At 59.5% G+C, this 20017-nt stretch carries 13 protein-coding genes; 6 read left to right on the forward strand and 7 right to left on the reverse strand.

Annotated elements, in window-relative coordinates; genetic code table 11:
* The 7 genes from pglX to B2A78_RS06625 form a co-directional block, all read right to left on the reverse strand.
* The coding region (gene pglX, locus B2A78_RS06595) for a BREX-1 system adenine-specific DNA-methyltransferase PglX (protein ID WP_205780687.1) at nt 1–2405 on the reverse strand (2405 nt) is incomplete at its 3' end.
* Between the two features lie 10 nt (nt 2406–2415).
* On the reverse strand, nt 2416–5136 hold the full coding sequence (locus B2A78_RS06600) for an ATP-binding domain-containing protein (protein ID WP_077729127.1): 2721 nt from the start codon (nt 5134–5136) through the stop codon (nt 2416–2418).
* A 2-nt stretch (nt 5137–5138) separates the two neighbouring features.
* A complete protein-coding gene (gene brxC, locus B2A78_RS06605) occupies nt 5139–8780 on the reverse strand; it encodes a BREX system P-loop protein BrxC (RefSeq protein ID WP_077729128.1) in 3642 nt (1213 codons plus the stop codon).
* A gap of 28 nt (nt 8781–8808) precedes the next feature.
* A complete protein-coding gene (locus B2A78_RS06610; protein WP_004146420.1) occupies nt 8809–9384 on the reverse strand; it encodes a BREX protein BrxB domain-containing protein in 576 nt (191 codons plus the stop codon).
* Nucleotides 9365–10153, reverse strand: coding sequence for a DUF1819 family protein (locus B2A78_RS06615; protein ID WP_077729259.1), 789 nt, complete (start codon nt 10151–10153; stop codon nt 9365–9367). The genes B2A78_RS06610 and B2A78_RS06615 overlap by 20 nt, the downstream gene beginning before the upstream one ends.
* A 2-nt stretch (nt 10154–10155) precedes the next feature.
* Nucleotides 10156–10656 (reverse strand): BrxE family protein, encoded by a 501-nt coding sequence (locus B2A78_RS06620; RefSeq protein ID WP_077729129.1) that lies wholly within the window; start codon nt 10654–10656, stop codon nt 10156–10158.
* 63 nt (nt 10657–10719) lie between these two features.
* Entirely contained in the window at nt 10720–11634 is a 915-nt protein-coding gene (locus B2A78_RS06625) for a WYL domain-containing protein (RefSeq protein ID WP_077729130.1), read from the reverse strand.
* A gap of 191 nt (nt 11635–11825) precedes the next feature.
* On the opposite strand from B2A78_RS06625, the gene B2A78_RS06630 reads away from it, so the two are divergent.
* From B2A78_RS06630 to B2A78_RS06655, 6 genes are read left to right on the forward strand one after another with little or no spacing between them, the layout of a single operon-like run.
* A complete protein-coding gene (locus B2A78_RS06630) occupies nt 11826–13250 on the forward strand; it encodes a DUF3375 domain-containing protein (RefSeq protein ID WP_276205377.1) in 1425 nt (474 codons plus the stop codon).
* Nucleotides 13237–13944, forward strand: coding sequence for a DUF4194 domain-containing protein (locus B2A78_RS06635; RefSeq protein ID WP_077729132.1), 708 nt, complete (start codon nt 13237–13239; stop codon nt 13942–13944). The genes B2A78_RS06630 and B2A78_RS06635 overlap by 14 nt, the downstream gene beginning before the upstream one ends.
* On the forward strand, nt 13941–17315 hold the full coding sequence (locus B2A78_RS06640) for an SbcC/MukB-like Walker B domain-containing protein (protein WP_077729133.1): 3375 nt from the start codon (nt 13941–13943) through the stop codon (nt 17313–17315). The genes B2A78_RS06635 and B2A78_RS06640 overlap by 4 nt, the downstream gene beginning before the upstream one ends.
* On the forward strand, nt 17302–18465 hold the full coding sequence (locus tag B2A78_RS06645; protein ID WP_077729134.1) for a DUF3322 and DUF2220 domain-containing protein: 1164 nt from the start codon (nt 17302–17304) through the stop codon (nt 18463–18465). Before B2A78_RS06640 ends, B2A78_RS06645 begins: the two co-directional genes overlap by 14 nt.
* A 22-nt stretch (nt 18466–18487) precedes the next feature.
* Nucleotides 18488–18997: a hypothetical protein gene (locus tag B2A78_RS06650; protein ID WP_077729135.1), complete on the forward strand. Its 510-nt coding sequence runs from the start codon at nt 18488–18490 to the stop codon at nt 18995–18997.
* A gap of 46 nt (nt 18998–19043) precedes the next feature.
* Nucleotides 19044–19805, forward strand: coding sequence for a hypothetical protein (locus B2A78_RS06655; RefSeq protein ID WP_205780689.1), 762 nt, complete (start codon nt 19044–19046; stop codon nt 19803–19805).
* Nucleotides 19806–20017: the final 212 nt, after the last annotated feature.

Genomic DNA, 20017 nt, shown 5'->3' on the forward strand with positions numbered 1-20017 from the left:
TTAACAGTAACCTGCGTATAAGTAACACCAGCTTTAAAGAAAGTTGATTCGTTCTTAACGGTTCTTGATGCTGATCCGTAGCACTGTTGTGCATTTGCCTTGATCTCAGACCCGTTACCCTTCCAACGAACTACCAGTGAGAAATCCGATAGCCAGCGTGTAGAGGTCCCACCTTTTGCGTACGTAGCCCAAGCATCCTGTCCAATTCGCTCAGCTGGAATTTCCCATCGGCAACGCAGGAAGCGAAAGTTGTCCCCGGTAGCGATCCCCTGATAGATATGACCATATACTGGAGCAAATGCCTTCTTTGTTCTGAATAGGTTAAGAAAGCCTTTACTGACCCAATAGCAAAATGGACCGTGAGGGATATCAGAAAATTCTGCAACATCTCGCTGCCACGCAATTCCTTTGGGTAGCTCCCCCCGCCTCACCTCCCTAACGGTGCTATCAAGCACGCCAGATTTATCAGCCTCATGAGTAAGCCTGATAAATGCCGTTAGCGGCGTCCCCTCTTGATGCGCACCAGTAATGGTGTACATCATCGTCTCCACCATCGCTGTGTCTAGGACGCCAAAACCGAGATCTACCGCTGTCGCTACGCGGTTGACTTCTGAGGAAATGAGACGCCGCCAATCTTCGAATGTCTGAAGGAAGAAACCCGTTTTATTGGTAATAGCACCCAAGTACCCCGAGGGCCTCAACAATGAGAGACCTCTTTCTACAAATGTCGAATAGAGGTCATTTTTTGAACGTGGATAGTTACCAACAACATACTGCTTTGTCGCTGTGGCAATCTGCCCAAATGGCGGATTCATTACCACCACATCGAACACTTCACGGCACAAATCGATTAGTCGGAGCCCCTGCAACGCATCCTGTGCAAACAGACGTCCCTGATATGTCGACTTGGCTGCCTGAGCGAACTCAGTGAGTGCCGTACGCAGGCGTGTCTCCGCTTGCTGCCAGTTCTCTTGCTCCTGCGCAGCAAACAGGCCGGTGCCTTTGCCCACATAAACCTGACGAATCAAGTGCGGCAACTCCCGCTCGACCTGGAGCAGCACTCCGAGCTCCGGCAGCCCCTTGAGCAGTTGCAGGGTCTTCTCGAACAGCTCGGCATCACGCTGATCGAGTTTGGCGGCAAACTGCTGGCGCAACTCTCGTTCTGCCGGCGGCGCAATGGCGGCGACGACATGGCCCCGCCCGATCAGCGGGCGATCTTTGGCTTTGACGCCGGCATCGTGCCAGGCGCGTTGTGCCCGCAGCCACAGCGCCAACGAGGCGATCTGGGCAGCGCGCGGGTCGATGTCCACGCCGTAGATGTTGTGTTCGATGATCAGACGCGGCACATCGCGCAGAAATGCCGCCTCGTCCTCGTAGGTCTGGCTCAGTGGCTTTAGTGCAGCCTGGGGTTGAGTCGACACATCCAGCGAGCCGGGGCCGTTTTGTCGCTCCCAGGCCCATGCCTCGCGATAGATCTCGGCAAACAGATCGAAGGCATACAGGCCGAAGTGCATGGAGCCGCAGGCCGGGTCCAATAGCTTAAGTGTGCGCGGATCGCGCAGTTTGGTGGCGGCTTGTGGAGTTTCGTCCGGCTTCACCAGCAGGTATTGGCAGCGATCGCGCAGGCCGGTGGTCCCGCCCGTGGCGTTGAACCAGAGGCGCCCGAGGGTGTTGTCCACCAGAAACTCGACCACGTAGCGTGGCGTGAAGAACTGGTTCCGTACCGCCAACTCGCGGCTGTTGCGCGGCGCCTGGCTGGCATCGCGCATGGCCTTGCGCTCTTCCTTGGAGTTGAAGTACTGGTAGATCCAGCCGATGGTTTCGTCCTCGCTCCACAGCGGGGCGATGTCGGCATCGTTGATCAGGTTCAGCACTTGCAGCAGCGCGGCCTCTCGCGGGAACAGGCGGCCCTGCGGCGAGTAGCGGTCAAACAGGCCCGGTAGGTCCTGGGCAAGCTCATCGAACACGCTAAAAAGGTACACGCGATAAGCATCGCCGGTTTCGCCCAAGCCAGTACCGGCCAGGCGTGCGTAGAGCTGAAAGCCCTTGGCCTGAAAGCCGTTGCCGACTGATTCAACCAACAGGCCACGCGCTTCCGCCATACGCAGCGCCGCCAGTCGGTTGAGCACGGTGAAGGCCTGCTCACGCACGATGCGATCCAGCCCTTGGGTGGCGTTCATGTCGCCGCTGGCGGTGTAGTGCGCCAGGGTGTCGCGCAGAATGCGGGCAGTTTCGCGCTGGGCGTCGTTGATATGCCTCAGGTTGCCCAGCTCCGCCACGGTGCCCGCGTTCGGGTCCATGCCGTAGTCGTTTTGCAGCTGGCGAGTGAATTCCTCTTCCAGCACCCGGCGCGCATCGTTGACGAAGCGCTGTAGGCGGTTTCTTGTTGTTTGGTCGAAGGCCATCGATCGATTCCTATTGTTCTGTGCCTGGTTGCTGTGAACCGGGCGCTTGCCAATCCTGGCCAAAGTGAGCGCGCAGGCTCTCGATGGCGGGCGGCAAGGCGCCGTCGCAGGTCACGCCCAGGTAGGTGGCCGCACGCGTGGTGCCCACGTACAGGTACTTGTCGAAGAGCGCTGGATGCAGTGCGGCGAGTTGGTCGATGCCCACGAAGAACACCGCTTCGAACTCCAGGCCCTTGATGTGCTGGATGTCGAACACGCGCACGTTGCTTTCCTGGCCCACCGCCTGACCCTCGCGGCAGGCAATGACCTGGATGTTGTGTTCGGACAGGGCAGCGTTCAGCGCCTCAGCCACTGGTGCCACGTCGTCTTCGGCATTCACAAAGATGGCAGTGGACGGCAGCTGGCCGACGAAACGCTCGATCTCTCGGATGCGGTCTGCCAACCAACTGACCACGATTGCTGTGTCTGTGGCGTGCTCCAGGAGCGCGGGCGCGACGCCGCCACTATCCACATGGGCGGGCAAGCTGACGTTCTGCTCAGTGCCGCCGACGGCATGGATCATGGCGCGAGCCAGATCGTTCAGTTGCTTGCTTTGCCGGTAGGAGACGGTGATCTCCTTGATGTCGAAGTCGGCAAAGACCCACTTCATTTCGTCGGCGGAGCGCGCACCCCAGGTGGTTAGACGCTGGTTGAAGTCGCCGCAGGCAAAGAACGAGCGCAGCCGTGGATGCGCCAGGGCGGCCATGCAGGCAAGCTGGATAGGCGAAAAGTCGGTCGCTTCATCCACCAAGACCTGGTTGCGGTAGTGCCCCAGGATGGGCTGGAGTGCCGACCAAGCGGGGCTGTCGATATCGCGCTGCACGTTGGGCCGGCTGATCAAGTCGCCTGCGGCGCGCAGGATGGCGAGCAGCACAATGTCCAGTTCGAGCGGATGGATGTCGCGGGCTTCGAAGCCTTCGTTGCGATACCAGTTCTCGGCTTGCTGGCGATCGCGCCGGAACGCGCGGTAGCGCTTCGGAATGCCCTCGAGATAGCGCTTGACCGGGTTCACGAAGCGGCGGGCGTTGGTCTGCACCAGGAGACTCGCTCCCACATCGGTGCGGTCGGCTTCTGTCAGGCCACGATCTGCCAGCCACTCAATGATTTTTCCGTTGCGTGATGACTTGCTGACCGCGCGCTTGGAGGCTGCGGCCCGGGCTTGGGCGCGCACCGCTTGCATGTAGGCGTTGAGAGCGGCGGCACGACCGGTGCGCGGTGCCGTGGTGTCTTCGTCCTCATCAGCATCAAGCTCGTCTTGTTCGTCGACGTCGGTGGTCTGGGCCTGCTGCAGGCCGTCGATGAACCGCGCCAACTCATCCAGGAACACCCGACTGCGATTGAGCTGGAGGTTGAGCGCTGCTTTGATCTTGCCGTCAGAGGCTTCTTTCAGGCTGGCGACGAGCGCCTGTACTTTAGGGAGCTCGGCTGCCAGCGATCCGAAGGTGGATGCCAACGCGCCATCGCTTGCTTGCGTCAGGATGCTGCTCAGCCGCTCGCCCAAGCTCTGGACTTCTGGCGCCTTGGCTTCGCGGAGCATGTTGGCCGCTTCATGCAGCTCTTGCACGTAGGCGTTGCGCTGCCATGTGTTGAAATCGTCGAACCACTGAATTGGGCGATTCAGCGCCTCTGCGCTCAGGCTTGGCAGGCTGTCTTTCAGGACAAATGTGCCACCACCCGATGCGGTTCTGAGGACGCCGAAAGCGTTTCTGGCCAGCTCGCGCCGGTAGTCCTGCCAGGTTCTGATGCGCAGATCGGAGGCGGGAACGCCTTCACGAGCGAAAGCCTCCTTGAGGTACTGTTTGAGCAATTCGGTGGGCGTGAACATCAGCCAACTGTTGGCGTGCGCGACGCCCTGGGCAGTGGCCACTATTTCAACCAGACGTTGTTCGCCTTCTTCCAGGAAGGCAGTGTCGAGCTTCTGGCCAAGGCGGCGGATCAGGGTCGTCGTCTTACCGGTACCGGGCGGGCCAAGAATCAGCAAGCGCTTGTCGAGGGGAAGACGGAAGATCTCATCCTGGTACTGATCCAGAACGGGCTGATCGCGTAGCCCCATCTTGGTGATGACGCTGCGGCGCACGCCGTCGATGATGTTGGCCTTGACGGTTTCTTCGGCCAGCAGTTGACCCAGGAGGTCTTCGGTGACTTCTTCTCCGGCAACCTCAGTCAGTAGCGCTCGCAACGACTCGATGGTGAGTGGGCCGAAATGCTCGGCTTCCACCACGGTATCGCGCGAATCCCAGCCGTCTGCCAGAGCCGCAGGCCTGAGTTGGGCTCGCTCCAAGACTTCGACGACGGTGCCATTGGGAAGAGTGAATTCAGCCCCGATCGCCAAAGAGGCCAGACGACCAACCGGGGCGCGGTAACTGGCCAGATTCTGGAATCCTGAAACCGGCGTGGTTCGGCAGATGTAATAGGTGCGCTCTTCGCCTTCCTCATCCACAACGACAACACGGGCGATTGCAGGCTCGGCCGCCAATACCTGATAGCTCTCTCGGTTTGCCTGACTGATCTGATCCAGTTTCTGGATGGCCGAACTAGACGTCATCGTATTGACGCTCGCCAAGGCATCGGAGCCCAGCGTTCGCCCATCGTGCAGATTGCGTTTTGCAGCCGTAGCGATGCTGTCGAGCTGGGTGAGCGCCTCGCCAGCGACCTGCTCGATGTGCTGCCTAGATTCGGTGGTCAGCTCCATGCTCAGCTCCCACCCGTTCCAGGCTGTTCACCCAGGACAAGAGACACTTCGATCTCGGCATACAGAGCGAGTTGAGCCTTGATTTCATGAAGCTGTTGAATCAGCGCATCGATGTCCGCCGCAGAGGTCATCTTCACCGGCACAGCGATCGATTTGGTGAGCTTCGCCGGACCTTTCTCACCAGTCTTGGCTCGCTCTTCCTCCATGCGCTTGCGCAGGCGTTCCTGCCCTTGGCGCTGGATGGAGCGCTTCAGATCTTCGAGGGTACTGTTGATGTCGTAGTCACGGGCCAGCAGCTTCTTGAGTCCGGCCAGATCCTGAGTGGCGGCCAGGGCGAGCCCGTCCAGCCGATTCACGGCGTTGCCGCGCTCCTCCTGGGTGAGTTCTTCCCACTCGGGGATGCGCTGCAGATCCTCGACCCCCTCCTTCAAACGCAGCTTTTGCTGATCGGAGAGCGTGATGACCGCATCGCGCACGCGGCCCTTCAGATGGGTGAGCTGCGAGTTGAAGTCAGCGGTGTGTTTGTAGAAGTCTTCTTTGCCCAGGCGCTCTGACAGGGTTCCCAGGTCTTCGGCAAGTTCGCGGCGCAGCTCCCCTGGCACGCCGGTGTCCGGCAAGGCTTCGATGTCGCGGCGATGGGCTTGCAAGTCACGCAGAGTGGCGTCGAGTCCGTTGTCGAGCACCCGCTTCACTTCGAGCGCCCACTTGAGGTTGTCGTAAATGGCGGAGGTTTCGGCACCCAAGCGCTGCGGAGCATCGGATGCATCGGTGAACAGGACATCGGCAATGTCCTGGTTCAAGGTGCGAATGCGGTCACTGCCCGCCAGCCCGAGGCCGCTGAGTTTTTCGGCCAAGGAGCCGTAGTCGTGCTGGAAGCGCGGGAAGTGCCTCGCTGCCGCCTTGCTGATCTCCTGCTCCAGCGGAATAACCATGTCACCGACCAGCTCGGTGAGTCGCTCCGCCGCCCGGCCAAGCGTTTCGATGGACGGGCGCTCGTCGCGCAGTGCGACGCCGATCTGCTTGAAGGAGTTGTTGGTCTTCAGCGCATCGATCGCCTGTTGCCCAGCAGCTGTAACCTCACGACCCGAGACCTTGAGCTTGATTTCGCCCCCCATCAGCATGGCGGCCACGATGTAGCGCGTGGTATCGGGTGACCAGCCAAACGGATCGTTGCTGAAATCGTCGAGCAGGCGCTTGCCGTCGACGGTACCGCGCTTGTCGATGTAGTCGCGGATGCTGATCATCGCCTTATGGTCAGTTTTGAACGAGGCACGACCGGCCACGGTTTGCACCAGACCGAGCGGGTCCAGCGCACTGCTGATGGCTGCGGGGTTAGCGACCTTGAGAAATTTCTCGGCGGTGTCGGTTCCCGCACGCACCGGCGCCTCGACATAACGGTCGAACACCTGGTCGGCCACGTCAGAGAGCAGTTTTTTAGCGGCTTCCAGTAGGTCGGCGTCCAGTGCCGATACCGCCGTGGCCTGGCCACGGAACACAAACGAGCCTGCTTGCAAGGTTTGCTTGATCTTGCTCTGGAGCTGGGTAGCCAGCTTGGCAGCACGGTCGAGCTGGCCGGTGCAGTAGTCCTTGACCTCTTGGTCAGGCTCGTTGCGATGCAGTTCGGCGATGCGCTGGCAGCGATAGATTTCGTTTGCCAGATCGTCGAGTTCGGAATTGGCGCGAGCCAAGAGCCCGATGACATTCCGACCCGCCCGGCTGCGGGAATCATCCAGCATCCGGTTCTTGGCGGTGTCGTAATCGCTGGCGGGCACCAACTCGACAACGGTTTGAATGGTGCTCTGATCACCGGCCAGGCTGGTGATGGCGCTGCCGGCCTGGACCTTCAGGCCCGTTGCGACGGCCATCGTACCGTGGAGGCTGACGCGAGGCAGCGGATCGAAGGACTCGCGCAGCGCATCGTTGAAAATGCGCTTCACATCCACGGTGCGCAGTGCAATGGCACCGCGCTCCTGCTCGATATCCCGCAGCTTCTCGCTGAGGAACACGAGGTTGCCATCCTTCTCACCCAGCGGCACATGCACGTCGTTCAGCATCTCTTCGACGGCTTTCTTTACCGTATCGAGCTGCGATGCTGCAGTGATGGACGGGTGCATCAAACTGGCGACGTTCTGCACCGACACCGGCAGGTTACCGAGGATCTGCAGTACGGCGACGGACTTGGCAATGTCCTGATGGAGCTGCGAATCCGGGAAGCGAATCTGGACCTTGCCAACCGCCTGGTGAATGGACGTGAAGGCGCGGCGGATGTCTTTTTCCAGTTCGTCGTACAGCGTGACCGTGGTGGCCAGCCAGCCCACAGGCTGATCGGCCATTGCCTTGGAACCGCCTTCTCCTTTCAGAACATCCTGGATCACCTTAATCGCAGAGCGCAGGCCGATACCGCCGGTGGACTTGGCGAGCGCGCCCAACAGGTGCAGTAGGATGTCGAAGTGAGCCGGCAGGAACGGGTAGAGATTGGTGAAACTCTCCTTGCTGAAGTCCGCGTCGTAGTACTTGGCGTCTTGCAGCTTGGTGTTGTGTCGCAGTGCCTGGCCGTGGGCATCGAACAGCTTGCCAAGCTCGGTCTCGCCCGCTGGCGATTTGCCGAGCAGACGGCGGTAACAGATCTCCTTGATATCGCTCGACTCAAGGTCGATCTGGATCGGGAAGCGATCTTTCAGCTTGTAGAGCTTGTCCGAGTTCAGCGCTGCGCGCGGGTCGTCCTCGGTAAGGGTCTGCTGCGCGGTGGAGATGATCCAGGCCTTGCCATCGCCGAGCCGCTTGAGGTTCTTGGCCAGGCCATCGAGGTTAAGGATCAGATTGTCGCGCGAGGCCACGTACTGGCCGACTTCGTCGACGATGAAGATGATGTTCTGCTTGCCGCTCTTCTCGCGGACGATGTCGATCATCTCTTGCACGCGCTGGTCTTCGAACTGGAAGAAGCCTTCGGTGCTGGACGAGAATGACTTGGCCTCCGGGAAGAGTGCCGGGTACATCTCATGGGCGATTTTTGGGATCAGCCCGTCGATGGCCAGTGGGTTGTTTTGCACGCGTGCCCAGGTGGCACCCGGCAACGCATGGGCGATGCGCTCATGCAGTTCGGGGGTGCGGCCGTCCTTCTCGACCATGCGCTCGAAAGCGGCAACCTTCAGGTTGCGCGAGTAGCCCGCCCACTGCAGCACCTTGAAGTAGAGGACGGTGGAGACGTCTTCCATCGTGGCGCCGGCGAGCATTTCACTGGCCAGATCCAGCATGACCACGGCGGCCGGGAAGCGCTGCGCCACGGTGCTGAGGAGGGCCTTGGTCTGCGGCTTGTGCAGGCGGTCCTGCAGGTACTTGATGAATGGCGTGCCGTCGATGGTGCGCTGATCATCAAACGCCAAGCCGAGGTACTTGGTGAACGAGCTCTTACCGGAACCATAGAAGCCCGAGACCCAAACGCCCACCTCATTCTCGCCACCGGACTCCATCGCGAGCTGCATGCGATCGAGGAGCTTACGGAACTGCTCCTCAATGCTCTCGGTGACCACGTACTCGGAGATCTCAGCCTTGAGGCGGCCTTCTTGCGAGGCGCCATAGGTGATGACCTTCTCGATGGTCCGGTAGATGTCCTTGCTTGGGTCGAAGAGTGAGCGAATGGTCATAGGTTTGTCCCAGGGTTCTTTTGTCTGTTCAGCCGCCGACGTGGACGGAGCGGTAATTGCCGTCTTCCGGGTAGAAGCCGAGAAACTTCAGGCGCGTCTTGCCGGTTCGCACGCCGGGGTACAGAAAAATCGTCGGCACGTGAAACTTGCCCTGGAGCTGGCTTTCGATGGCGCCGATGCGCATAAACGGATGCAGTGCCTCAAGGTCCGTTACCAACAGCAGCGCGTTCTGCTGGCCTTCGAGCGGCTGCAGGGCATCCTCCAGCCGCTTCAGCAGGCCGTTATCCGCCGTCAGGATGTCCGCCAGCGCCTTGTTGGTACGTGGCCAATCCAAGGGCGCTGACTTGTCCTCCATCACGCACAGTGACCAGAACGGGTCGTCTTTCAGCAGGGCCCAGATCTGTTCAGCGATGGAGAACGTGTGCACGTCCCAGCCTTCCTGGTGCAGCTTGGCCACCCAAGCGGGCGTTTGCCGCTTCACCTCGAGGATTTGTTCCGGCGGGAAGACGAGGTAGTAGATCGGCTCGAAGCTCGCATGACCGAGCTCACGTCCGTGGCGGATGCGCTCGCGCAACTCGTCGAAATCAGCTTTGAGTGAGGACATCGCAGAGCGCCTCCATGTCTTGTTGTTTCCAGCTGATGCGGATCACGTCGCCAGCAGCCTGGACGATGAGCAATCCCTTCAGCGAGAGTCGTTTGATTTCCTCCAGCACGTCCTCGCGCGCCAGGCCAAACAGCTGCCAGTCTTCGTGGGTCAGCAGAGCGTTGTCACCGACGCCGGAAAAGTGCAGTTCGTAGGCCAAGTAAGCGGCCACGGCTGGCGAAATACGGAACGGCAGGATGCGACGACTCGAACGCAAACCGCGCTCAAGCATTCCGTAGTCGGCGCAGCATCCGGTCAAATAGGCGGAGACACGCCGCACTGTCGTCTCAGACCAGCGTTTAACTGTCTTGCCGTCATCGATGCCTCGCTCGACAAAGGTTCGCGCGTCTTCATTGGTGATCTGGGTATATCCACCGGCATACCGAGCCCAGTAAACGTGGCGCACGAAGTCGCCAAGGATCGGGTTGGCCCGACTCGTAAAAACGAGCATGAGCTGCGTCAGGTCAGCCGTGGATATCGTTGCGGACAGCCGCTTGAGATGTGCCGCTGGTGCGCCACCTGCCACGAGATAGCGTGGAGCGAAGCATTCGACGACGATGTTGCGAAGTCGGCGCGCGGTAACGGTGGGGAATCGCCCCGATTCCAGTGCGACCTGATGCAACTGGTTCGCCGACATGCCGGGCGACCACAGGTCGAGCAGCGTCTTGGTCTCGTTGACGAGCCCAAGGCCTGCTTGTAACTGAGTCGTGTAGGGCGTGTTGTCGGCCACGATCACCCCACCAGATACGGATAAGTTTTGGTGTTCTGCGTGAACGCCGATAGATAGGCCGCAGCGATAGTCTTCAGGGTGTCGGTGGAATCGAGATCCTTGATGCCCCCGACCGCCGTTGGACCAACGCTGGACGTGCCGCCCGTGGCAGCCAATCGCTTCAACGCATCCAGCGCAGCCTCTTTGCTTTGTGGCGCCTGGCTGGCGAGTTCTTCTCCCACGCTGCTTTGCACGGTCGCGTGCAGGTCTTGCTCGACCTCCTCGGGCAACCGGAACAGGTGGTAGCTACCCACGCTCAAATGCTCGTCGTGCAATCGTCTGGCTGCTTCCAGCACACCGTGGTACTGCGCAAGGCGAGACGTTTTCGAGAAGACCGGCTCCAGGAAGAGCTTGCTCGATGACTCATAGAACGCCGTGGGCCACCAGGCGCACTGAGCACGCTCGCCAAGGAAGCCGACGAGCATCCTCATCTGCAGTAATGTCGGTAGGTAGGATTCCTTCATCTCATCTCTCTTTTTTCATTGGTTCTACCGACGCAAACGGCGTAAGGCAGAGGCATCCGCATTTCAGTCATATTCCGCTCCAGCTCCAGTGGCTTCTGGCGCCGCATACCCTGGAGCCAGCACGGCATTGCGAACACCGTAGATGGCGAGGTGGTCTTTCAACCAAAGCCGGTACTCATGGCCACGCAGGCTGTGATCCGGGGAGCAGTCGACACTCCATTTGCGCAGGATGTATCCGGCCGTGGCGGCACGCAGCTTCATCCGCAGCAGGCCGTCGCGCATGCCGTAATCCATCTCGGTGATCTCCGGCCGGGGTTGATCTGGGTGCGGCACCAGCTCCAGCTCGACGATCCGGGTCCACTGAATGTCCTGATCGCTCATCTCGTGGGGTGCCACTGGCTGCCCCTTGAGCACCATCGGGCGCTTGATCCGGGTGATGACGAAATCCCGGAACTCCTGCGACTTCCGGTCGAAGGCGCGGACGTGCCAACGGAGGCCGTTGTCGATCAGCGCGAACGGGACGATCTCCCGCTCGGTGCGGCCACTGGAGATGGAGTGGTACTCGATGCCGAGCGGACACTCCTGGTGAATCGCACGGGTCACGCTCGCCAGCACATCCAGATCCGGGTGCGTGAGCCGTGACGGGCTCTCGCTGGCCACCCACGCCTTGAGCCGCATCGGCTCACCATCGCCAAAGCCCTGGGTCAGCCAAGACAGCACCCGCTCTGGGGGAAAGTCGAATACGGGCCGGAAGTCCGGCCCCAGGACGTAGGACTTGCCCTTGGGGTCGTAGTCGATGTTGCCGGGCGCCAAGTCCTTGTACAGCGCCAGATCCCTGGATGCGGCGGCGGACTGGATGCCAAACCGCGTGACCAGGTCCTGACGGCGTATCTCCCCGATGAAGCGCACGCGCAACTCCACGAACGCGAGCCGGTCGCGTTGTGGCTGGGTTAGATCTGCAAGCTGTTCGTTCGACATCCTGGCTGGCTCGTTCGGGTTAGCGAATGCTTGTACGGGTTATTGCGGAAAGTATATGGTCTGCCCTAGAATCTGTCCATGACTCTATTTTGATTTGTGTGTACGTCGTATTGTGATAACCATGTGGTAGTGACCCGCCACTTTGGAGCACGGGAGTGAAAGCAGACAAAGCCATCGCGACCTACCGGCGCATGCGGGCGCAACCGTTGTGGCGCCTGCTTGCCTCGAACACTGGACCTACCGTCATTGGCCTGCTCCAAGCCCATCTCTACGAGAGCGAGCGGAGCCTTCCTGCCTCCATTTTTCACGAACGAATCGCAAGGGATCTGGAAGAGCTGCGCGCACATGGCGAAGACTTTCCCCAAACCGCACAAGCGTATGTCGCCAGCTGGCTTGCCGATGGGTACTTGGAGCGACGCTTCCCGGCTGGGGCTTCAGAGGAGGAATATGAACTCTCCACGGCCTCCGTCGAAGCCATCCGATTTGTCTCTGGCCTGGAGCAGCCGCACTCAGCAGCGACCGAAAGCCGCCTGACGCTTGTTATCGAGGCGCTGGCCCGGCTTGCAGAGGACACCGACACCGATAAATTCCGCCGCATCGACCGGCTCATGGCAGAGCAAGCCCGAATCGACAAGGAGATAGACGCCATCCAGAAGGGGCAGATGCGCGTGCTGCCCCATGCAACGGCGTTGGAGCGTACGCGCGAAATCATCACGCTGGCCGACGATCTTGCGGGTGATTTCCGTCGTGTCCGCGACCAGTTCGATCAGCTAAATCGAGATCTCCGTGAACGCATCATGGACAACGATGGCAATCGGGGCGACGTGCTGGATTCGCTGTTTGCCGGAATCGACCTGATTTCAGAAAGCGACGCGGGAAGAACTTTCGCTGCTTTCTGGCGATTGCTAACGGACCCACAGCAGGCCGCCACACTTGATCAGGCTCTCGATAGCGTCATGTCGCGGGAGTTTGTAGGTCAGCTCGAAGCCAAGGAGCGCCGATTCCTACTTCGGCTGACACGAACCCTTCTTGAGCAGGGCGGCATGGTCCACGAAGTGCTCCAGACGTTTGCCCGCAGCCTGAAGCATTTCGTCCAGAGCCGTGAATACCTCGAGCAACGCCGACTCAATCACCTTCTGAAATACGCTCAGCGAGCAGCACTCGCTCTGAAGGACGAAGTCAGGGCCACAGAAACCCTACAGTACACGCTTGAGCTCACGAGCAGCCGTTTGCGCTCCTTGTCTCAATGGGTGCTGTACGACCCATCCCTACAAGCCTTGCCCGGTCAAATGGCGGAAGGTGACGCCCCACCAATCGACCTGGAGTCTGTCAGCGAACTGGTCGCCCAATCCGAGATCGACTTCCGAACATTGAAGGCCAACGTCCTGGCTGTCCTGGAGCAACGGTCCCAGGCATCCATTGCTGAAGTGCTGGAGCAGTTCCCCGCTGCACAGGGTTTGGGCAGCGTCGTCGGCCTGCTTGCATTGGGCAGTCGGCATGGTTTCAAAGCCGACCATAGCGAAACCGTAGGCTGGGTTGGAGGCGACGACGAGCTTCGTAGCGCCCGAATTCCAAAGATCTTCTTTTTGAGGGAGCGGGCCAATGAACTGGTCTGAGAACGACGAAACGGCGATGCCAGCCGAAGCACAAGCACCAGATCCTGCGCAGGAATCTGCCGCCCATCTTTTCATGGGTGACAGCGGCGAGTTGGCGCTGGATACCCGGCGCGCCCTGGTGCAGCTACTTGCGGGACCTTCGCTCGACGGACGTCGACATCCAAAACTCTGGCCGATACTAGTGCGAGACGAAGCGGTGATACGTCGGCGCCTTGCCGAACTGTTTCTCGAACTAGTCATCGACCGGGACGTACAAGTTGCCTTCACCCGCCAGGCAGATACCGGCGACCTCGAAGTGCCACTTCTGCTGCGTCGCGCGCAGCTGACCTTCATTGACTCCATTCTGCTGCTCCACCTTCGCCAGCGATTGACCCAGGCAGACTCGCAGGGCGACCGTGCCGTGGTATCGACGGACGAGATGATGGAGTTTCTTACCCTCTATGAGCGAGCTTCCAACACCGACCGCGCGGGATTCGCGAAACGGGTTCATGCATCCATCGAGAAGATCAAGAAGCACAGCATCCTCCAGAAAATTCGCTCGAGTGAGGATCGCTTCGAGATTTCGCCCACGTTGAAGCTCCTCTTCTCAGCAGAGGAAATACAAGCTCTTACCCACTTGTATCAGCGCATGGCTGCCGGAGAGACGCCAGGGCAACTGGCTCAGACTGAGCCTGATGAGGAGGCCGACCAATGATCTCGGAACCCCAAACCGCCTCCTTGTTCGCCCGGGAACAGTTCCGGATGACTCGCCTGCAGGTCTACAACTGGGGCACTTTTTCTGGCCTGCATGACGTACCGATCAGCGAACGAGGCTTTCTGTTTGTCGGTCGATCGGGGGCTGGGAAATCGACTCTTCTCGACGCTTTTTCGGCGTTGCTGGTGCCACCTCGCTGGATCGACTTCAACGCTGCCGCGCGCGAGGCTGACCGCAGCGGTCGTGACCGAAACCTCGTCTCCTACGTACGTGGTGCATGGGCCGAACAGAAGGATGGAGATTCAGGTGAGATCGCCACCCGTTACTTGCGCTCGGGGACAACGTGGTCAGCCTTGGCACTGACTTACCAGAACGCATTGGGCCAGTTTGTGGTGCTTGTTCAGGTGTTTTGGCTGCGTGGTAATGCAAATGGAAACACAGACGTCAAACGCCACTACCTTGTCCTGGAGCGGGCCTTTGACCTGCGCGAGTTGGAGGACTTCGGCCAATCCAACTTCGACATCCGAAAGCTCAAGCAGTCATTCCCCGAGGCGTTCGCCCGCGACGAGTTTCGTCCCTATTGCGAACGATTCTCCCGCTTGCTCGGTATCGAGAGCGAAATGGCGCTGCGTTTGCTGCACAAAACACAGTCGGCCAAAAATCTCGGCGATCTCAATACCTTCCTGCGCGATTTCATGCTGGACAAGCCAGAAACCTTCGAGGTGGCCGATCGCTTGGTCAGCGAATTTGGCGAACTCAATGCGGCCCACCAGGCGGTAGTGACAGCTCGCGAGCAGGTTCAAACACTTGCGCCAGCGCGGGAGCAGTATCAGCGGAGAGATTCGTTGATGCTGCAGCGCAATGGCCTGGATGAGCTTCGGCTGGGCGTTGATGGCTACCGGGAAACCCGCCGCATTGAACTCCTCAAGCGGCATATCGAGTCCCTGGAGGTGCAAGCCAGCGGCTCGGAAGGTGAAGTGAGTCGACGCCAGAGCATCCTGGATAACCACGTCACAACCTTGCGCGATCTGGAGCGACAGCACCGTGAAGCCGGCGGTGATCAGATCGAGCAATGGGAGGCAGAGAAATCTGGTCTAGAAGGCCAGCGCACGGATCGTCTGCGCAAATGCGGCCAGGCTGAAGAAGCATGCAAGAAGCTTGGCTGGAGCCTCCCGGATTCGCCTCAGGTCTTCGCTGAGCTGTTGGGCAACGCGCGGCAGGAAGTCGAAAACTGGGAGCAACGTAGCAGCGAGAACCGCGAAGAACAGTTCCGCTTGGCAGGTCAAAAGAAGGACGCCGAAACCGCATTTTCGCAAGCGGTGAAGGAGGTGCAGGCACTCCAGCGCCAACCATCGAATATTCCAGCCGATATGCTGGAAATGCGCCGAGACATCGCCTCAGGCATCGGGATCTCGGAGTCGGCGCTGCCCTTTGTTGGCGAACTCATCGAGGTAAAGCCTGACGAGGCCGAGTGGCAAGGTGCCATCGAGCGCGTACTGCACGGATTTGCGCTCTCACTCTTGGTGGACGAGCGCCAGTATTCGGCGTTGGCCAATCACATCAACAACACCCACCTTGGGCAGCGCCTGGTGTATTACCGGACTGGCCGACCGGAGACGTGGCAGGCCAAGCCCATTGGTGCCAATTCGCTCGTCCTCAAGCTGAACGTCAAGGAGGGTACGTATGCCGATTGGCTGCAGGCCGAGCTACGGCAACGCTTCGATTACGCGTGCGTCGAGTCCATTCAGTCGTTCAGGAGCGCTGATCGAGCCATCACCCGCGAGGGGCAGGTCAAGCACAGCAAAACCCGGCATGAGAAGGACGACCGGAGAAGTGTCGGCGACCGACGAAACTGGGTGCTCGGGTTCGATAACCGCGAGAAGCTTGGGCTCTTTCAAGCCCAGGCCCAGGAGCTGGCTGCGACGATTACGCGCCTCGGGCGAGAAATCGAAACCCTCGCCGACCAAGACAAGAATCGTGCGACCCGAGCGATGCAGTGCCAGACCTTGGTGAATCTCCAGTGGCAGGAAATCGATGTAATACCTTTGCTAGACCGCATTTCCACCATCGAGCGGCAGATTCGCGAAGCGCGGGAAGGCAATACAGCCTTACTGCATATCAGTGAGCGGATCGACAAGCAAAAGCACTCGGTTGATCAAGCAGACAAGGACCTCCGCGAAGCCAAGGTCGCGCATGACTCCGTTCTCAAGCAGATCAACGACAGCACGCAGAAGCTTGAATCCCTCCTCCAAGATGCTTTCCGGGTTCCATTGACTCCCCATCAGATCAAGGGGCTCGACGAACGTTTCACCAAGCAGTCAGACGCGATCAGGCTCGAAAGCCTCGACAAGGTAGCAACCGCTGTTGAGAGGGGTCTCAACACAGAAATCAGTGAGATCAAAGATAAGATCGGCGATTGCGAGAAGGAAATAGAAGCGCGCTTCGCCGCATTCAAACGGCAGTGGCCTATGGACGCTGGCGACATGGACACGAGCCTCGCCAGCGCACCAGACTTTTTCGCCAAGTTGGTTCGACTGGAAACGGATGGCCTGCCCGCCTACGAGCAGCGATTCTTCGAACTGTTGCAGAACCAAAGCCACCAGAATCTAGCAGCACTCTCCACCTACCTGAACGACGCTCGTAAAGCCATCCTAGAACGAATGGATCTGGTCAACGACAGTCTTGGCCAGGTGCCGTTCAACCAAAGCGTCAATCAACGCACCTATCTCCACATCGACGCCAGTGACCGGCAACTTGCTGACGTCAAGGAGTTCAAGCAGGAAATCCAGCAGGCACTTAGCCATGCGTGGACGGAGGACCACGAGTTTGCCGAGGCGCGGTTCCTGGCCCTGCGCCGACTTGTTGATCGACTCGCCAGTCAGGACCCCGAGCAAAAACGCTGGCGCGAGACTGTGCTCGACGTTCGACAGCATGTTGAGTTCATCGGACGGGAGATCGATGAAGGTGGTGTCGAGGTCGAGATCTACCGAAGCGGTGCTGGTAAGTCTGGAGGCCAACGCCAGAAGTTAGCCACCACGTGTTTGGCCGCAGCCCTGCGGTATCAACTGGGCGGAAACGACCACGGCGTACCGATGTATGCACCCGTCGTGCTTGATGAGGCATTCGACAAGGCTGACAACGAGTTCACCACTTTGGCGATGAATATCTTTACCAATTTCGGATTTCAAATGGTCGTCGCTACGCCGCTGAAGTCCGTCATGACCCTCGAACCATTCATCGGTGGCGCCTGCTTCGTAGATATCAGTGACCGGCGAGTGTCAGGCGTCCTGCTGATCGAGTACGACGGTGACCGTCAGCGGTTGAAGCTGCCGGAGCACGCTCGAGAGGAGGCTAGCGTTGAAGCTTCCTGAAGATGTCCGACAGTTTCTCGTCCGTCGCTTTCAAAGCAAACAACGCGAGTGGCTGATTGGCGAGGCTGGCGAGAGCCAATGGCCGCTGGAAGTTCCGCTCAGCATACCGACGGAACAGGCTGCGCTGAGGCAAGTCGACGGCGTTCGCGCTTGGGTGAGCGCATGGCAAGGTTGGCAAGGAGTCGGCACCCTGTCCTGGTGTGAGCGCCGGTGGAAAGCGCTCGGCGTCCAGCGACTGCCAGAGAAACTGGCGCTACGAAGCCCTGAAGATGTTGCCTTGTGGATCGGAGAATCCGCACGGTGGGCCCGTGCCCAATCTCGCTATCAGACGCTCACTGCTCGCTGGCCGGTACTGGCGCAGCAGTTGCCGAGATATTTTGATGTCCTCGCTGACTACGGCGATGCCGATTTTCGTCGGCTGGCAGAGATGCTGGGGTGGATCAATCTCAATCCGAAATCGAATCTCTACCCGCGACAAATTCCGATCGCCGGCGCCGACAGCAAATGGCTGGATTCTAGAAAGGGTCTCATCTCTGACTTGGTTGCGACGCTCCAGGGTGACCCGACAGGAGAGCGCGACTTCTTTAGGCGCTGCGGTTTGAGGGCACAGCCGCAGTTAATGCGCATGCGCGTTCTAGACCCAGAACTGAGAGCCCGTTTGGGCGGTCTTGGCGATATCTCTGCTCCTTGTGAGGAAGTGGCAAGCGTTGGCATTCGACCAAAGAATGTATTCGTTGTTGAGAACCTTCAAACTGGGCTTGCGTTTGATGACCTGCCAGGGGCGGTTGTGATCATGCGCCTGGGTTACGCGGTTGACGTTTTGGGACAGCTTCCATGGCTACAACAGGCGCAATGCATCTACTGGGGTGACATTGATACGCATGGCTTTGCCATTCTGAATCGAGCCAGAACATACATCCCTAGCCTGAGAACTGTGCTTATGGATGAGTCAACGCTGATGAGTCATCGTGATTTATGGGTCGAAGAGAAAGATCAGCACTCTTCCACAGAGCTCCCACTACTCACCAGTACCGAACAAAAGCTCTATCAGTCAATCAAGGGAAATGCCTGTGGTCAACAAGTCCGCCTCGAACAGGAGCGGATACGCTGGGATGTGGCGTGGAATGCCATACAGGCAAGTATTCGATGACTCAGGATTAGGGAAGTCAGTCGTGAGCGGAAATCGATGGGATCAGCCGGGAGTGCCCCACAAAGGATGGCACTGCGTTGACGTGGTCGACCTGCGGGCCGACGGCGAGTCGGCGGACGAAACCGATTACGCGACCTGCCAGATGTGCGGCAACGAGAAGATCCGCTACGTCCACGTCATGGAACACCCGGATCTGGACGAGAACTTCGACGTCGGCTGCGTCTGCGCCGAGAAGATGAGCGGCGACTACGAGGGGCCGAAACGGCGTGAGGCCAAGTTGCGCAACCGAGCAGCACGCCGAACCCGATGGCTGCAGCGCAAGTGGCGGGTGTCCGCCAAGGGGAACAGCTTTCTGAACGTCGATGGGCACAACCTCGGCGTCCACATGAACAAGTTCAAGCGCTGGGGCTACCTGATCGGCAGCCGGTTCAGTGCCAAGACCTACGCAACCAAGGACGAAGCCAAGCTGGCCCTGTTCGATGACTTCTGGGCCGCGACCCAGGATGACGATCGGCTGTGGGCTTCGGACTGATTCCAGCAGGCTGGCGGACCAGTCGTAGACCAGGACACATCAAATAATGAAAACAGACTTTATCGAAAAGTACGCGCCGATTCTTTGTGGGTCGACGCCTCCGGTGGTGCGCGACCCGCGCCTTTTGATGGGTGCAAGCGGCGACGTGAAGATCTATTACGCGCCGTTCGAGTACATCAACCCCAGTGCGCGGATCGTTCTGGTCGGGATCACACCGGGCCCCACCCAGATGGTCAATGCCAACAATGAGGCGCGGCGCGCGCTTCAGGCCGGCAAGTCCAGCACGGAAGCGATCCAGGCCGCCAAGAGCGTCGGCGCATTCAGTGGCGAGCCGTTGCGGAGCAACCTCATCAACCAGCTCAACCATTGGGGCTTTCACAAGTGGCTCGGCCTGACCGATTCGGCCGACCTGTTCTCCAATTCGCGCCACTTGGTGCAGACAACCTCGCTGTTGCGCTATCCAGTGTTCGTCAAGGGCGACGATTACCGTGGCTCACCTGACATGACCAAGCACCCCTTGCTGAGGAAGTACCTGCTGGAGAACTTCGCGGCGGAGGTCGAGGAACTCGAGGATGCCGTGTTCGTCGGGCTCGGTCCGCAGGTCCAGAAGGTGCTGGACCGTCTGATCCAGGAGCGGGTCCTGAAACCCGACCGGGTGATTGGCGGCATGCTGCACCCATCCGGCAACTGCACCTACCGGATCAATTACCTCATCGGCGACAGAAGAGCCCCGGTCCCGCACGCCACCAACCCTGTGCCTTACGACCAGGGCCGGCGAGCATTTCGGGAGCGGTTCGTCACCGCCTGATCGAAGGTCGGGTGAGTCGATGCGGACGCGGGTTCAATTCCGCAAACGGGAATCGAACTGGCGTCCTGTCTGATGCACTTGGCTGGTGACCCCGGCCGGGCAGAACTGGTAGGATTGTTGGGAGTTGGGGCTAGATTCCGCACCTTTCCGCAGGAGTTCGCAGCGGTTCTAAGGCGCTGAGTTACATAGGTTTGGCGCAGGGTTCCACCCCA

It is taken from the genome of Methylocaldum sp. 14B (assembly GCF_002005105.1).
Lineage (GTDB): Bacteria > Pseudomonadota > Gammaproteobacteria > Methylococcales > Methylococcaceae > Methylocaldum.

What these genes read in the sequence shown, in the direction of transcription:
- B2A78_RS06600 (WP_077729127.1), bottom strand. Translation starts at nt 5,136, where the DNA reads ATGGAGCTGACCACCGAATCTAGGCAGCACATCGAGCAGGTCGCTGGC.
- brxC (WP_077729128.1), bottom strand. Translation starts at nt 8,780, where the DNA reads ATGACCATTCGCTCACTCTTCGACCCAAGCAAGGACATCTACCGGACC.
- B2A78_RS06610 (WP_004146420.1), bottom strand. Translation starts at nt 9,384, where the DNA reads ATGTCCTCACTCAAAGCTGATTTCGACGAGTTGCGCGAGCGCATCCGC.
- B2A78_RS06620 (WP_077729129.1), bottom strand. Translation starts at nt 10,656, where the DNA reads ATGAAGGAATCCTACCTACCGACATTACTGCAGATGAGGATGCTCGTC.
- B2A78_RS06625 (WP_077729130.1), bottom strand. Translation starts at nt 11,634, where the DNA reads ATGTCGAACGAACAGCTTGCAGATCTAACCCAGCCACAACGCGACCGG.
- B2A78_RS06630 (WP_276205377.1), top strand. Translation starts at nt 11,826, where the DNA reads ATGCGGGCGCAACCGTTGTGGCGCCTGCTTGCCTCGAACACTGGACCT.
- B2A78_RS06635 (WP_077729132.1), top strand. Translation starts at nt 13,237, where the DNA reads ATGAACTGGTCTGAGAACGACGAAACGGCGATGCCAGCCGAAGCACAA.
- B2A78_RS06640 (WP_077729133.1), top strand. Translation starts at nt 13,941, where the DNA reads ATGATCTCGGAACCCCAAACCGCCTCCTTGTTCGCCCGGGAACAGTTC.
- B2A78_RS06655 (WP_205780689.1), top strand. Translation starts at nt 19,044, where the DNA reads ATGAAAACAGACTTTATCGAAAAGTACGCGCCGATTCTTTGTGGGTCG.